Origin of the sequence: Aeromonas sp. WP2-W18-CRE-05 (assembly GCF_014168615.1) — a bacterium.
Classification (GTDB): domain Bacteria; phylum Pseudomonadota; class Gammaproteobacteria; order Enterobacterales; family Aeromonadaceae; genus Aeromonas; species Aeromonas caviae.
Genome location: NZ_AP021917.1, coordinates 2,361,798 through 2,378,071, shown reverse-complemented (window position 1 = coordinate 2,378,071; position 16,274 = coordinate 2,361,798). Strand labels below are relative to the sequence as shown.

Sequence of the window (16,274 nt, the reverse complement as noted above, 5' to 3'; positions counted from 1 at the left end):
ATATGTCAGACCCGCTCTTCAACGATCCCCTTGCCCATTTTCGCCTGGAGCGCCACGGCCCGGTGATCGAGCTGGTGCTCGCCCGCCCGGCCCGCCACAACGCCCTTGATGCCGACCTGATGCAGGGGCTGCTCGACTGTCTCGACGAGCTGGCCCACGGCCAGCCGCTGGCCGACCGCCCCCACGTGCTGCTGCTGCGCGCCGAGGGGCCGCATTTTTGCGCGGGCGCCGATCTCGAGTGGATGCGCAAGATGGCAGGGGAGGCGTTCGACCCCCGCGCCTTTGACAAGAATCGCGAGGACGCCCGGGTGCTGGCCCACCTGATGCAGGCACTGGACGAGCTGCCCTTCCCCACGGTAGCCCTGGTGCAGGGGGCCGCCTACGGCGGAGCCTTAGGTCTTGTCTGCGCCTGCGACATCGTGCTGGCCAGCGAAAATGCCCGCTTCTGCCTCTCCGAGGTGACCCTGGGACTGGTGCCTGCGGTGATCAGCCCCTACGTGGTGCGCGCCATGGGGATGCGCCAGGCCCGCCGCTACATGCTGAGCGCAGAGCCTTTCGATGCCATCACCGCCTGCCGACTCAACGTGGTGCACAGGCTCAGCCAGCCTGATCAGTTGCTGGCGGAGGGACGCGCCATGGCCCTGCGGTTGTGTCGCAACGGCCCCCAGGCGATGAAGGAGACCAAGCGGCTGCTGGCCGCCCTCGAAGGGCGCCCAGGCCACCAGCACGAAGAGCAGACCGTCGAGACCATCGCCCGGGTACGGGTCGGTCTCGAGGCCCAGGAGGGGATCCAGGCCTTCTTCGACAAACGCCCCCCCACCTGGCGCCCCCGTTTCAAGGACGAAGCATGACCCATCACACTCCCATCAAGCGCCTGCTGATCGCCAATCGCGGTGAAATCGCCGTGCGCATCATCAAGACAGCACGACGCCTCGGCATTCACACCATCGCCCTCTACTCCGACGCCGACGCCCGCGCCATGCACGTGCGCGAAGCCGACGAGGCCTGGCATCTGGGGCCGGCCCCCGCCCGGGAGAGCTACCTCGACACCGGCAAGGTGCTCAAGATTGCCAAAGAGGCGAATGCCGACGCCATCCACCCGGGCTACGGTTTCCTCTCCGAGAACAGCGACTTTGCCACCGCCTGCGAGCAGCGGGGCGTGCGCTTTGTCGGCCCAAGCGGCGCCGCCATCCTCGCCATGGGGGACAAGTCGGGGGCCAAAGGGCTGATGCAGGCAGCCGGCGTCCCCGTGCTGCCCGGTTATCACGGCGCGGATCAGCACCCCGGCTTTTTGCGCGATCAGGCGAGCCAGGTGGGCTTCCCGCTCCTTATCAAGGCGGCCAGTGGCGGCGGTGGCAAGGGGATGCGCCGGGTCGATCAGCTGGCCGACTTTGACGCGGCCCTCGCGGCAGTCAAGCGGGAGGCGAGTGCCGCCTTTGGCGACGACCATGTGCTGCTGGAGCGCTATCTCCCCCGCGCCCGTCACGTGGAGGTGCAGGTCTTTGCCGATGCCCTCGGCAACGCCATCTATCTGGGGGACAGGGACTGCTCGTTGCAGCGCCGCCACCAGAAGATGATCGAAGAGGCCCCCGCCCCCGACATCTCCCCTGCCCTGCGCAGCGCCATGGGCGAGGCGGCCGTGGCGGCGGCCAAGGCCATCGCCTATCGGGGGGCCGGCACCATCGAGTTTCTGCTCTGCAAGGAGGAGTTCTTCTTCATGGAGATGAACACTCGGTTGCAGGTGGAGCACCCGGTTACCGAAGCCATCACCGGCCAGGATCTGGTGGCCTGGCAGTTGGCGGTGGCCGAGGGCAAACCGCTGCCCCTCACCCAGGAGCAGGTGGTGCTGCGTGGCCACGCGGTGGAGGCGCGCCTCTACGCCGAGGACGTGGCCACCGGTTTTCTGCCCGCGAGCGGCCCCATCCACTGGCTCACCTGGCCCAAGGGGGTGCGCATCGACACCGGCGTCACCGCCGGCGATGAGGTGAGCCCCTATTACGACCCCATGATCGCCAAGCTCGTCGCCCACGCACCGAGCCGCAGCGAGGCCTTTGCCACCCTGGCCGATGCCCTGGCGACACTGGAACTCGGCCCCTTGGTGCACAACGGCCCGCTCCTGCAACGCCTGTGCGAAGCGCCAGAGGTGCTGGCGATGCGCCACCACACCCAGTGGCCCATTCCCACCGACACCTTGCCCGTCCCGGCGCTCGCCTGGCCCCTCGCCACCCTCTGGCTCGCCACTTGCGAGCGCGATGCCTCCCCCTGGCAGCAGGCCGCAGGCTTTCGGCTGGGCCCCACCCGCCGCTTTTGCGCCACGGTGCGCATCGGCGAGGAGACCCGCACTCTCACCCTCGCCGAGCGAGGAGGCGCCCTGCTCTGGCAGAGCGAGCAGATCCCGTTCGAACTCGGGTCAGATCAGATCCGCCTGTGCCAGGGTGGACATTGGCAGCGCTATCCGGTGCAGCCCCTCGGCGAGGGTGCCTATTTGCTGCACCTGGCGGGCAGACGCATCCGCTTCTCGCTCGATGATCAGCATCATCAGCTCCACCATGATCACGACACGAGCCATGTCCCGGGCATCCTGGCCCCCATGCACGGCATCGTGGTGGCGTTGCAGGTCGAGGCCGGCCAGCCGGTCAGCAAGGGGCAACCCCTTCTGGTGCTGGAGGCGATGAAGATGGAGCACGTCCTCAAGGCCGACCGGGACGGGGTGATTGAGGCCCTGCAGTGCCGCCAGGGGGAACAGGTGAGCCAGGGCGCCGTGCTGGTGCGCTTTGCCGAGGACCATACCGCGCAGGAGGAGCGCTCATGAGCCACACGCACGAGAGCCGGGACGACAAGGTCAGCCTGGTGGAGATGGGGCCGCGGGACGGCCTGCAAAATGAGACCGCCACCCTCTCCCTGGCGCAGCGGCTGGCGCTCATCGCCCGCCTGGCCGAGAGCGGGTTGCAGCGCATCGAGGTGGGGGCCTTCGTGTCGCCCAAAAAGGTGCCGCAGATGGCGGATTCCGCCGCACTCTTCAACGCCCTGCCGCGCAGGGGGCCGACCCGCTATGGCGCCCTGGTGCCCAATCTGCAGGGTCTGCAGGCCGCCATCGCCGCACGCGCCGACGAGATAGGCCTCTTCACCGCCTGCTCGGACGGCTTCACCCGGGCCAACATCGGCATCAGCGTGGAGGAGTCCCTGGTGCGCTTTGCCCCCCTGGTGCAGGAGGCGCGCAGCCTCGGCATCAAGGTGCGCGGCTACCTCTCCACCGTCATCGCCTGCCCGTTCGATGGCCCGACCCGCCCCAAGCGGGTCGCCGTCATGGCCGAGCGACTGCTGGATCTGGGCTGCCATGAGATATCCCTCGGCGACACCATCGGCGTCGGCACCCCGGGCACCGTGGCTCCCATGCTGGATGCGGTACTGCACGAGATCCCGGCGGGCCGGCTTGCTGTTCATTTTCACGACACCTACGGCCAGGGGCTGGCCAACCTGCTGCCGGCGCTGGAGCGCGGCATTCGCACAATCGACTGCTCGGTGGCCGGGCTCGGCGGCTGCCCCTATGCCCCCGGCGCCTCCGGCAATGTGGCGTCGGAAGAGGTGGTCTATCTGCTGCACGGCCTTGGCATGAGCACAGGGGTCGATCTCGACCAGCTGGCCGCCACCGGCCAGTGGGTGAGCGAGCTGCTGGGGCGCCCCAACGGCTCCCGGGTCGGCCAGGCCCTGCACGGGAGGGGACGGCGCCTCGCACAAGAGCGCGAGCAGCGCACCCCGGGAGGCCATCATGCATCATGAACCCAGCCCTTGCTGCTGTGCCAGGACCCCGCCAGCTCATCAGGAGGGCGCACCATGAGAGCCAGACACGCCAGTGGCAAGGAGAGGACCTACAGCATCTCGGAGCTGGCCCAGGAGTTCGACATCACCCCCCGCACCATCCGCTATTACGAGGACGAGGGGCTCATCACCCCGACCCGGGAGGGGCAGACCCGCATCTACAGCCACAAGGACAGGATCCGCCTGAAATTGACCCTGCGCGGCAAGCGCCTCGGGTTCAGCCTGGCGGAGATCCGCGAGCTGTTCGACATGTACGACACCGACCGCTCCAGCCGGATGCAGCTTCACTCCATGATCCAGCTCATCGAGGCCAGACGCCACTCCCTGCGCCAGCAGCTGGAGGATATCCAGATGGTGATGGCCGAGCTCGATGCCGCCGAGCAGCGCTGCATCCACTCCCTCGGCGGCTTGAAAACCGACGGAGATTGACAGACTCTGGGGGTATCTCGCCCCCGGTATCCCGGTTTTCCAGTGGATATCCGCAGTGGCAGGCCCTGACCCGGCAACCCCCTTGTTCCCCCCATCGCCCGTCATGGCATGCCGGACAGAGTGGGCGGTTTGGGCAAGTGGCGAGGTGGAGCAAACGGGGAAAATCCGGCCTTGGTCGCACAATAATTCCCCAGCCCGGTCAGAGTGCGGCGCACCTCATGAGTCCTTCCCATGAACCGGGCACGATTAATTGCTACCATATGCGCATCAAATGGAGACCATCATGCTCAAGCCTCTGCCCGCTCGTCTGCTGCGCTATGCCCTCTATCTTCTCGCGCTCCTGCTCATCGGCATCACCATCCTGCTCTGGCAGGCGCCGACCCTCATCCAGCGCCATCTCCCCGGCTGGCTTGCCACCCATTACGGTCTGCACCTCTCCCTTGGCAAGATAGAGGTGGGGATCCGCTCCCCCTCCCTCGTGCTGGGGCCCAGCGCCCTGCTCGATGACCAGCAGCAAGCACTGGTGTCATTTGAAGAGCTGAAGCTCATTCCCGCCTTGAAAGCGAGCTGGCAGCAGCGCGCCCTGGTACTGGAAGAGGCCACCCTGACCGCCCCCAGGGCAGATCTGGTGCGCCTCGAGGATCTCAAGGGGGAGGCACGCTTCAACTTGACCGATGCACTGGCCTCCCTGCTCGCCCCTGCGCCGGAGCAAACACCGCCAGCTAGCGCCGAGCCCGTGCTGGTGACCATCGGCAAGCTGTCCGTCGAGCAGGGCCGGCTCAGCTACCGGGACAGCCGCAAGCAGAGCAGCCCGGGGTGGGTGCCGCCCCTCACCCTGGACAAGCTCGCCCTGCACCTGCCCGGCTTTTCCAGCGCAGAGGGGGTGCTCAACCCCTATCGCCTGAGCGCTACCGTCAACGAGAAGAGCCCCCTCAAGGCCGAAGGGGAATTCGACATGATGAGCGGTGCCGGCAAGGGCCACCTCAGCCTTGGCAAGGTGGCCATCGCCCCCTTCGCCCCCCTCTGGGCCCCCTATCTCAAGGCGACCCTCGCCAAAGGGGAGGCCAGCGCCGAGCTCGCCTATCGCCTCACCCAGGGCAAGCAGGGACTGGACTGGCAGTTGTCAAAGGGCAAGCTGACCCTGGCCAACTGGCAGCTCACACGCAACAAGGGGGAGGAATTTGCCCGCTTCAAGCAGTTGGCGCTGACCGGGATCCGCATCGATGGCAACAAGCAGCGCCTTGAGCTCGATGCCGCCATCCTCAAGAGCCCGGCCATCACCGCCGCCCTCGACCACCAGCAACAACTGGATCTCGCGGACCTGCTGATCCCCCAGAAGACCCCCAAGGGGGGCAAACAACCGGCCACCCCCGCCAAGCCCTGGCAATGGGCCCTCAAGCAGACCCGCATCGACCAGGGCAGCCTCACCCTGACCGAAGCCACCAGCGGCAAGCCCCTGAAACGGGCCATCTCCCCCCTCGCCCTCACCCTGGGGCCCCTTGGCAGCCAGACCGCCCAACCCAGCCCCCTCACCCTCAACGCAGCCCTCGACACCAGGACGACGGTGGCGTTTGACGGCACCCTGGGGCTGACCCCCTTCACCCTGAACGGCGCCATCCGCCAACAGGGGCTGCCGCTGGCCCTGGCCCAACCCTACCTGCAGGATCTGCTGCGCATCAGCGTGCGGGACGGCGAGCTTGCCAGCCGCACCAGGCTGGACCTGGCCACCGACCGCCAGGGGGCCATCAGCAAGCTGGAGATAAGCGGTGGACTCGAGGTCGCCGGGCTCAACGTGCTGGATCGGGCCGACAACCAGCGCTTGCTCCAGATAGAGAATCTGCAACTGAGCGGCCTGCACTATGATGGCCTGAGCCAGCAACTGCGCATCGCCGACATCCTGCTCAGCAAACCCTATGCCCGTATCGAGATCAACGAAGAGGGGATCACCAACGTGCAGCAACTGCTGCTGCCGCAACCCGCCGCGAACGACAAGGAGAGCGCCCCCGCTCCGCACATCGTCATCGATCAGATCCGTACCGCCCAGGGCAACCTGCGCTTCGCCGATCGCAGCCTGAGCCCGGAGTTCGTGGTGGACATCGCCTCCCTCGACGGCCAGAGCCGCCACATCAGCAACACCCCGGGGCAACGCTCCGAACTCGCCTTCAACGGCAAGGTGGACCGCTATGCCCCCGTCACCATCCGGGGGGGCGCCAACCTGCTCATCGAGGATCCCGTGCTGGATGTGGCCGTGGCCTTCAACAATCGGCTATTTGCATTCTAGGGTTGGAATACATCCATTCTAACCCTAGATTCTTAGTCGGACAAAAAGGTGCTTCTGGTTGGATTTTTCTGTTTTTCACCACTCTGCGAAAATCTAACATTGGTTGGATTCTCAGACGCGCCCTCTCTCGCGTTAATCCAACTCCCCACCTTCTGCCTGCTTCAACAATGTCGGAATGTGCGGCCCATACTCGACCTTGCCTCGTCCTGCTCGAATACCACTGCCGACCTTGCGGGCTTCTTTGGAGTACAACGTCTTTGCACGGATGATGTCATAGCTGTAACCCCGACCTAACCGGTTGGACATCTTGATCAAGCCGTTGAGCCCTTCGGTATACCCATTGGTGATTGAGAACGGCGCATCCCAGTAGGCAAAGATGTCGTCGTAATGGTTGTGTACCGTTTTCACCAGTTTTTTGAAAGGCTCCATGCCATAAGGCGGCAGGCTATTCTCCCAAGCCTCAAAGGCGTTCTGAGCGCTCTGCTTGTCGGGTTCGTCGTAGATGCAGAAGAATGCTTCCTTGAAGTCATAGGCCACGGCAAGTTCTGGGATCGCCTGCTTTACAACCTCCAGCGCCTTTTGCTCCGCGGGCGTCAGGTTGCCGGGCCGCTTCAGGGTTAGCCAGCGAATGGACTTTTTGACATAAATCCGATCTTCTTTGCTTAACTGTGCCTGATAGTTCTTGCGCTCCGCTTCCAGGGCTTCAGAGGCCATCTTGACGACATGGAACTTGTCGATCACGAGTTTGGCGTTGGGCAGATACTGAGCAAAGGAACGCTTGAAGGGGCGCCACATATCCGTACAGACCCATTCCACCTTGTCAGCATCCGGCAAATCCTTGAAGAAGGGCTTCAGGTGCTCTTGAGTACGATGCTCCAACATATCAAAGACGTTGTTGGTTGCCAGGTTGGTGATTACACAGCGATACCCGCCGGCCAGATTCACTTCGTCGATTCCCATGATGACAGGGGTTTCGTAACGAACGGTTTGGGAGAGTTCCTCAATGAGATCGTGAGCGATGTTCTTGACGGTGTTCACCGCCACACCGGTTTGCTCGGCTAAAGCATGGAAGGTGGTTCCCAGGCACTGTTGCCGAATAACATCGACCAGCCGTTTGGTGGCTCGGCGTTTGTCATCCAGAAAACTCAACTCCGGCATGGACATTTTTCCGCACGACTCACAGCGAAAGCGCGGGCGCTGAACTTCAAGGCGGACGGGCTCCATGTACAACGGCGTGTCCATGAACTTGTTTTTGCGCGTACCGTGTCTGTGCATAGGGGTGTTGCAGTCCCCACATAATGGCACCTCGACCGTTACCGGCTCAGCAACTATCACAAGGCACTTGCCTTCGTGGCGCATATCGACAGGCTTGATGCCTGGCAGATTCAGCAGGTCAAGCATCGGCTTAATCCATATCCAGGTCGATGTCTTTGCCTTCGCGCAGCAGGTCATACACCATATCAACCAATGCGGTCATGCCCTGACGGTCAGACTTGAGCACCTGGGTTGCCAGCTTCTGATGACTGGACAAAGCACGAACCACCGCTTGCTGAACCGCACCGGGGAGGTTGCCTTTCATAGCCTGCTCACGGGTGTTGCTTTCCACCTGAGCCATGACGACATCGCTTTCACCGGTAATCGCTGAAATCTGATTAACGAAAGCCACCTGATCCTGGATCGGCGTCGCCTCACCAAACAGGCTGTTGAGCCTCTCGATAATCTCTTTGACGAATTTCGGCTTGTCGCCTGCCGCGCCACCACCGCCTGCACCTATCGGTTGCAGTACCGGGGTTTCGCCTTCGTCTTCCGCGTTATCTGAACGAGCATTGATGTCAAAGCCGGTGAGCACCAGGCCGGTCAAGTCCACCGTTTCCGGAGCTTCGTGTAATAGACGCTTTTGCAGCAGCTTGGCGAACGCGGCGAAGTTCTCCAACTCCGGGTCGCCAAAATCAATCAGTTGGGCGATATAAGAGTAGGTACGACAAAAACGCCCCAAATCCGACTTGAAGCCAATCAGCGCCTTGATTTGCTCGGCATACTCATCCTGATGGTGATCGGCAGACTTCATACCTGCCTCATCACCCTTGGCACGGGCCTTCTCAAAAGCCGCTTCCCAGGTCGCCATGCCATCACGCAGCATTTTCATCTTGTCGTTATACAAGGCCGTCGCTCCAGCAGTAGCGGCATACAGCGCCTTGTGCTGCGGCGATTTGGTATGGGTGATGTCCCGAATGGTCTTGAAGCGAGCTTCCTTGAACGCGGCCAAGTCCTTATCGTCGTACAGGCCGTGCTCGTCCAAGCGCTCCTTGATCTCGTAGACCACATTAAGGTCTTGCACTTCGTCGATGTGAGCACCCTTGTCATAGGTGGTAAAGGCCTGACGCACGTTCTCTGGGTCGTTCACAAAGTCGATGATAAAGACCTCATCCTTACCGGGGGCCGTCCGGTTGAGGCGGGCGAAGGTCTGCACAATCTCCACATGGTTGGCGATTTTCTTGTCTACATACATGGCTACCAGTTTGGGCTGGTCAAAGCCAGTCTGGAACTTGTCAGCCACCAACATCACCCGGTATTCAGGGCGGTCAAAGGCAAAACGCAAATCCTGCCCGTGGATATCCGGGTTCATGCTCTGCTCGGTGAACTCCTCGTTCTCATCGACGATAAATACATCGTCCTTAAACTCACCGTCATCCTGGTGCATCACCTGCTTGCCAGTCATCTTGCCGGAGAAGGCTACCAGTGAGTGAATAAAGCCGTACTCGCTGTGCTGCTCAATATAGCGGTCAAACGCCTTCTTGTAGCGAATGGCAGCGGCACGGGAGCTGGTCACCACCATCGCCTTGGCCTTGCCATCGAGCCGGTGCGCGACGTTCTTGGTGAAGTGCTCAACGATAAACTGCACCTTCTGGGTCACATTGGTGGGGTGCAATGACATCCACTGTGCCAGGGCGCGTTTGGCGGCCTTGCCGCTTACCCGCTTGCTGTCTTCAAGCTGCTTGGAAAGGTTGAAGGCCGTTTTGTAGGGCACATAGCCTTTCAGCACATCGAGAATGAATTTCTCCTCAATGGCCTGGCGCATGGTGTACAGGTGGAAGGCTTGTGGAGGGTTATCGTTCGAGGCTGGCCGGCTCGGGTCTGTTGGGCGACCGAACAGCATCAAAGTGGAGTGCTTCGGCGTACCGGTAAAGGCGAAATAGCTGATATTGTCCGGGCGGGCCCGAGACTTTTGCAGTTGTTCCAGCAATTCATCCACCGTCATGGTGGACATCTTGCCTTGCCCACTCATCCCCAGCGCGGCTTGCAGCTTAGCGGCGGTAGAGCCTGTCTGCGAGTTATGCGCCTCATCAATGATCACAGCAAAGTTTTTCCCTTTCAGGGCCTTGTCAGTGATGATGGCTTCCATCGCGTAGGGGAAGGTCTGGATCGTGACCACCACAATCGGCGTGCCAGACAACAAGGCCTCCGAGAGTTGCTTGCTCTTGGACTTGGATGACTTCTGCCGGTCAATAGCGGCGATCACCCCAAACTGATGGTCAATCTGTTTCACCGCGTCCTGAAGCTGGCCGTCTAGCACATTACGGTCGGTGACAATGATCACGCTGTTAAATACCGAGTCGCCGTTATCTTCGCGCAGTTTCACCAAGTCATGGGCCGTCCAGGAAATGGTGCTGGTCTTGCCGGAACCGGCGCTGTGGTCACACAGGTAGGTCATGCCAGCGCCGTTTTCGCGGGCATCGGCCAGCATCTGGTTCACTGCCGTCCATTGGTGGAAGCGCGGGAAAATCAGGGTTTCTTTCTTCGACCAGTTGCCCTGAATATCTACAACGTCCTTTTTCTCGACGTAGACAAAGCTATGGAAAATCCGCAGCCAGGCATCCGGCTGGCAGACCGCCTCCCAGAAGTAGGCTACCGGGTATTCCTGAGTACCATCGGCCTTAATCTCACCTGGCGGGTTACCCGCATGTACCGTGCCGTTTTCGTCCTTGCGCCCCTTATTGAACGGCAGGAAAAAGGTGTTTTCTCCATCCAGCTTGGTCGCCATCATGATTTCAGAGTCGGACATGGCGAAATGCACCACCGCCCCGCGCTTGAAGGTCAGCAATGGCTCCCGGCGTTTGGTCTTGGCGTCATACGGCAGACGATCATTGCGGTACTGATCCATTGCCGCTTCGCAGGACTGGGTGAAGTCGGTCTTCAGTTCGACGGTTGCCACGGGAAGGCCGTTGATAAACAGCACCAGATCAATGGCAAATTCACGAGCGGGGTGATACTTCAGCTCCGGCACCACGCGCAGGATGTTCGCCTGATAGCGCTTGATCACCGCTTCATTACGCCTGTCTTCCGGCGCGGCCTCGGTCATCTCGATCAGGCCGCAACCGGCAATGGAAAAACCCTGGCGCAACACCTGCATGGTGCCTTGTTTCTCCAGTGCTTTATCCAAGCGATCCATCAGCACTTCAAGGGTTTTGGCCCCGTTGAGCCGTTCCAGCTTGTCCCATTTTTCCTGCTGGCCGCTGGTTTTGATCCAGCTTTCCAGGTCTTCGGGGTACACCGCCCGCTCGGTGTCGTAGAACTTGGAATCACCCAGCTTCCAGCCCTGCTCTACCAACCGGTCGATGATGTATTGCTGGAAGTGTTTTTCCTGATGTGCTGCTGATTGCATTTATTGTTTTCCTCGCAAATCAATCTGGCCGGTGACAGCGGCGGTGATAAAGGCGGCGCGGCGTTCTTTGAGCAGAGTGATGCTTTGTTCTGTTTTCTCGACTAGGGCATCAATACGAGCAGTTCCAGCATTGATTGTATTGGTAATTGCGCTCTGCTCATCGACCGGAGGGATAAGTACTGGAAGCCTTCTGACATCTTCAAATTTCAATGACTGCCTTAATCCTCCACCCATTGCATAAAAGACTTTACAAAGGTCATACGAACGCATCAACCATGCAAAATATGTAGAATCAATACTGTGCGGTTTTACGGCCATATACGCAGAGGTAATGATTCCTCTTTGCGTAACCAGGGCTGAGCGCAAGCTATGTTTGTCGTTTTGCAGATCGGTGAATCTAAATACAGTTTCGCCAGACTCTACGATTTGATAGGTTTCATAAGACTCTGGCGTTAACCCCATATTTCTAGTTTCAGGCTTCTGGATGATGTTTCCGTAGCTGAGGGACAGAATATTGGTTTCAACTAGGCCAACATTCTTTCGGTTCAGTTCTGTAACCAAAGCGAAGAAGGGTTTAACCTCCCAATGCTCCGGCACCTCCCCAATCCACTCAATGCCGGAATCCTTCATCTTCGCGTTGGGGTCTAGGCCCTTGGTGACAGCATGGGTAATCAGCGCCTGGCGCTTTTCCTTCAGTAGCTCGATAAAGCGGGTTTTCTTCTCGACAAGCGCATCAATACGGGCGGTTTCGCGGTCAAGGGTGGCGGCGATGGAAAAACTTTCTTCATAAGATGGGATTGCAATGGGGATGGCTGATTGCTCACCTTCAGACAAACTTGGAACTGCTCCCGGCCTAGCAAAGAACGAAAAATCGATGGCATTCATCAAATAAAAAGCGTACTGAATAGGTACCTTTTTAGAGTCAACAACAAATCCTGTCATGTTGTTGTCTAAACAACATGCTGTTTTTGAGATCCTTCTTCTATTAAGGAATAAAGCAGCCCCAATTTTTGCCCATGAGATTGTGTTTTCTGGAAATACAGTCGCACCCAACTCCTTAGCGTCTTTTCTTGATATTGTATTAGAAGACCCATTCAGCGAGATGTTATCTCGTGATTTTGATAAATCGCCTACCTTATAGAATGGTAATTCATTATCAGGTTGCCCCTGCATATCAGTTGGAAATCCAGAACCTCCTTTCAATGTTCCTAGATGCTTTAATTTTCCTGTTTTCCATTCCTCCGGCACCTGCCCAATCCACTCAATACCGGAATCCTTATATGCGAGATATGCTCTGTACTGGCTCATTCGCTGGCCACCTCCGCCAGTAGCGCGGCAATCTCGGCTTCTACTTGCTTCAGGTCTTCATCAATATCATGCAGCTTGCGCGGCGGCTGGTACTGGTAGAAGAAGCGGTTGAAGTTGATCTCGTAGCCAACGCGGCCCAATTGACCATCCCTGGCATCGGTAAAGCTCTCATCCAGCCAGGCATCCGGCACATGAGGAAGCACTTCGCGGGCAAAGTAGTCGTCGATGTCCTCCAGATAGGGGACGTTCTCGTAATCAGTTAAATCTGTGTCTGGCACCAGCTCGCCGTTTGAATCCGTGACTGGCTCGGCTTTCGGGTCTTTGTGACCAAAGGCGTTGATTAGCGCGGTGATCAATGTCTTGTTGGATTTGACCTTGAGCTGCTTGGCTTCATCGGACTTGATCGAGTTGCTAACAAAGGTTTCTGCCCAGCTATAGGGCTGCGTTTGCCCGATCAGCGGCTTGAGGGCTTCGCGCCAGAATGTCTGATGCGCGTCAGAGAGCTTTTCCCAGGCAGCTTCGGCTTCCAACCGCTCCATACCCACCTTATCCAGCTCTAGGGTCATGCGCAGCGGGCGCAGGACCCTGATACGGCGGTAGCCAAAGGTACGGTAGTCCAGCATCCGGGAAAGCGCACCGGTTTCGCCTGCTGCGTAGATGTCCAGAATCTGGCGGCGCTGCTCATCGCTGACAATACGGCGCTTGTTGCCCTCGTTGCGGATTGAAGTCCACAGGTCGGTGGCGTTGATCAACTGCACCTTGCCTTTGCGCTCCTGAGGCTTCTTGTTGGACAGAATCCACAGGTAGGTGGCGATATTGGTGCGGAAGAACAGATCCGTTGGCAGAGCCACAATGGCTTCAATCAGGTCGTCTTCCAGCAACCAACGGCGGATTTCCGATTCGCCAGACGCGGCACCGCCGTTAAACAGTGGCGAACCCGACAGCACGATAGCGGCGCGGCCACCGCCGTTGATCGGCAGTTCTAGCTTGCTCGCCAGGTGCATCAAAAACAGCATGGAGCCATCGCTGATTTTTGGCAGGCCCGGCCCAAAGCGGCCCAATTCGCCTTTTTTGTGTTCCGCTTCGACGGCGTTTTTGTCCTTCTCCCATTTCTTGCCAAAAGGCGGATTGGACAGGCAGTAGTGGAAACGCTCACCGGCAAACTGGTCGTTGGACAGCGTGCTGCCCTGACGAATGTTCTTCGACAGATCTCGGCCAGGGTCGGACTCCAAACGGCGGATCAGCATACCGGCCACACAAACCGCATGGGTTTCCGGCTCCAACTCCTGCCCGTGCGGCACCAGCACTGGCGGGATCTTGTCGCGGTTACCGTAGTCCCCCACATGGTTCATAGCATCGGTGAGGAAGCCACCCGTGCCGCAGGTCGGGTCATACAGGGTACGAATCAAACCTGGGCTGGCCTCAAACAGGGCATCATCCGGGTCAAGCAGCAATGCGGTCGCCAGGTGAACGATGTCACGCGGCGTCATGAAGTCCTCGGCTCCTTCATTGACCTCAGCACCAAAGCGGCGGATCAGGTGTTCGTAGATGTTACTCATCACCCGATCCGGCACCACGTCCGGGTGCAGGTCGATCTTGGCGAAGTTCTGGCAAATCTTATACAGCAAGCCCGCTTTCTCCAGTCGGATCACCGTATTGCCAAACTCAAACTCCTCGAAAATAGCGCGGGCGTTATCCGAAAACAGGGCGATGTAGTCTTCCAGATTGCGGCGCGTCTTGGTGCTACCAAGCGTAGCCAGCGAGTATTCAGAGATGTTGTAGAAAGGGTAGTTAGCAGTAGAACGCAGAATGGTATCCAGCTCAATATCGGCATCCTTGAAGGCGGTATGCGCTTCTCTCACCGCCTCGCGGGTCGACTCCAGCGCACACTCCAGACGGCGTAGCAGGGTAAACGGCAAGATGATCTTGCCAAAGTCCGTATGCTTGAAGTCCCCCCACAGATCTTCCGCGTTCTTCCAAATAAAATCAGCCTGTGAAGCTGCCGATCCCGTAAAGTCGTTCATTCTGGTCTCCAACCACTTTTTGCACGAAACGGTACTATAACCTAAACATGATCGTCAACCATGTTTTGCACAAAAGAGGCTGAATTCCATTTTCAGGTTAAATCTGCGATCCTACCTCAGAATGCAAATAGCCCAACAATCTGGAGCTCACCACCTTCACCCCCTACTCCAGCACCTATGCAGGCTATGCCATCGACAAGGGGCAGCTCTCCATGAAGCTCAACTACAAGCTGCAGGGCAACCGGCTGGAAGGGGACAACGACATCACCATCAAGAAGCTGCAACTCGGGGAGAAGGTCAAGAGCGAGCAGGCCAAGGATCTGCCCCTCGGCCTCGCCATCGCCCTGCTCAGCGATTCGAACGGCGTCATCAAGATGAACCTCAAGGTGAAGGGCAATCTGGATCAGCCTGATTTCAGCCTGGGCAACATCTTCTGGGACGTGCTCGGCAATACCCTCGGCAAGGCCATCACCTCCCCCTTCTCCCTGCTTGCGTCCCTGACGGGGGGCACCAAGGATCTCGACGAGCTCCCCTTCCTGCCTGGCGATCCCGACCTGACCCCGACCCAGCAGACCAAGCTGACCACCCTCGCCCAGGCCCTCAAGGAGAGGCCCAAGCTCAGCATGAACATCCGCGGCAAGGTCAACTTCAACGAAGAGCGCCCCATCCTCCAGCGCCAGAAGCTTGAGCGGCTGCTGGCCAAGATCACCGGCAGCCCGGTGGATTTGACGCTGCTGGAGCAGGATCCCGCCATGCAGTCCGCACTGGCAGAGGCTTATGAAGCCAAGTTCAATGAAGATCTCGGGGATCTGGCCGACCGGTTGCGACTCGATGAAGGGAGCGAGGCCCTGCGCGCCCAGGCGGTGCTCCTGCTGCGGGATCAGCAGCTCATCACCGCCAAGTCCCTGCGAAACCTCGCCATGCGCCGCGCCCAGAACACCAAGGAGTATCTGGTGGATACCCAGGGCATCGCGCCGGAGCGCCTCTTCGTGCTCGACAGCCAGGTGAAGGAGACGGACAAGGAAGCCAAGGTGGTGCTGACCCTGGACAACTGATCCGGCGCCCGCCCGATATCCCTCTTGTTTGCCCCGACGGCATATGGTCCGAGGGGCTCCCACCCCCGACCGGATAACGCCTTCCTGGCCATTTAAGGTGCCCACCGCCCAGGTACCGGGCGGCGCCAGTTGCTCGACCCTTTCGTCCCTTTCTTTCCCGCCGGGGCGAGCGGGCGGTTGCTGGCCCCGCGCTTTGCCTCTGTTGTTCCCTTTGTGCCTAGCGGCGGCGACATCATGGTGGAGCAGCCTTATCCCTCCTTGCTTGCCTGCCTGCCTGCTTGCCTGCTTCTTGCAGCGGGATGATAAGGATGGTGGCTCTCTACTTCTGGTAGCGTCTCTCCACGAGGGAATAAAGGAAGCGGATCCCTGTCCCTTGCTGAGTCTTTCACCGTGGCGGGCACGAGGTGGGCTCTCCTTATCCCTGGTTGCCGGTCTGGCCGAGCAGAAGCAGGAGGCGACCTTGGCTGCTTGCCTCCCCTTCTCTAACCTCCCCCTGACCCCTGCCATCAGGATTTGTCTCTCGCTAGCCGTCCCGAACAATCCAGTCATCCGGCATGTCGACATGTCAAAATAGATGGCCCGATTAGATATACAGTGTCTAATCGGGCCAATCCTGAACACTCTCTCGCGCACGCCACAGGGCCAACCCCGCGCCCCCTTCCATTTCGAAGTGTCTTTACTGGGCCCATCCCGCC

8 protein-coding genes and 2 pseudogenes are annotated in these 16,274 nt (G+C 59.7%); 6 read left to right on the top strand and 4 right to left on the bottom strand.

All coding sequences use genetic code 11. The features are described 5' to 3' along the window. The first annotated feature begins 2 nt into the window (after positions 1-2). The 5 genes and pseudogenes from H7R73_RS11105 to H7R73_RS11085 all read left to right on the top strand — a co-directional run. A complete protein-coding gene (locus H7R73_RS11105) occupies positions 3-851 on the top strand; it encodes an enoyl-CoA hydratase-related protein (protein ID WP_042878770.1) in 849 nt (282 codons plus the stop codon). Next, a complete protein-coding gene (locus H7R73_RS11100) occupies positions 848-2,812 on the top strand; it encodes an acetyl/propionyl/methylcrotonyl-CoA carboxylase subunit alpha (protein ID WP_103260039.1) in 1,965 nt (654 codons plus the stop codon). The genes H7R73_RS11105 and H7R73_RS11100 overlap by 4 nt, the downstream gene beginning before the upstream one ends. Further along, on the top strand, positions 2,809-3,780 hold the full coding sequence (locus H7R73_RS11095; protein WP_182951711.1) for a hydroxymethylglutaryl-CoA lyase: 972 nt from the start codon (positions 2,809-2,811) through the stop codon (positions 3,778-3,780). The genes H7R73_RS11100 and H7R73_RS11095 overlap by 4 nt, the downstream gene beginning before the upstream one ends. A 54-nt stretch (positions 3,781-3,834) precedes the next feature. After that, positions 3,835-4,248, top strand: coding sequence for a MerR family transcriptional regulator (locus H7R73_RS11090; RefSeq protein ID WP_010674587.1), 414 nt, complete (start codon positions 3,835-3,837; stop codon positions 4,246-4,248). A gap of 271 nt (positions 4,249-4,519) precedes the next feature. Further along, positions 4,520-6,511: pseudogene (locus tag H7R73_RS11085) on the top strand (DUF748 domain-containing protein); the annotation flags it as partial. Positions 6,512-6,661: 150 nt separating this feature from the next. Here H7R73_RS11085 and H7R73_RS11080 read toward each other — a convergent pair. The 4 genes from H7R73_RS11080 to H7R73_RS11065 are packed head-to-tail and all read right to left on the bottom strand — an operon-like array spanning position 6,662 to position 14,524. Then, positions 6,662-7,930: an ISL3-like element ISKpn25 family transposase gene (locus H7R73_RS11080; RefSeq protein WP_182951576.1), complete on the bottom strand. Its 1,269-nt coding sequence runs from the start codon at positions 7,928-7,930 to the stop codon at positions 6,662-6,664. A 4-nt stretch (positions 7,931-7,934) separates the two neighbouring features. Then, entirely contained in the window at positions 7,935-11,192 is a 3,258-nt protein-coding gene (locus tag H7R73_RS11075) for a type I restriction endonuclease subunit R (RefSeq protein ID WP_182951575.1), read from the bottom strand. Further along, positions 11,193-12,500 (bottom strand): restriction endonuclease subunit S, encoded by a 1,308-nt coding sequence (locus H7R73_RS11070; protein ID WP_182951574.1) that lies wholly within the window; start codon positions 12,498-12,500, stop codon positions 11,193-11,195. After that, a complete protein-coding gene (locus tag H7R73_RS11065) occupies positions 12,497-14,524 on the bottom strand; it encodes a type I restriction-modification system subunit M (RefSeq protein WP_182951573.1) in 2,028 nt (675 codons plus the stop codon). The genes H7R73_RS11070 and H7R73_RS11065 overlap by 4 nt, the downstream gene beginning before the upstream one ends. Before the next feature lie 134 nt (positions 14,525-14,658). Between H7R73_RS11065 and H7R73_RS11060 the strand changes: the two are divergent. Continuing rightward, positions 14,659-15,579: pseudogene (locus tag H7R73_RS11060) on the top strand (DUF748 domain-containing protein); the annotation flags it as partial. Positions 15,580-16,274: the final 695 nt, after the last annotated feature.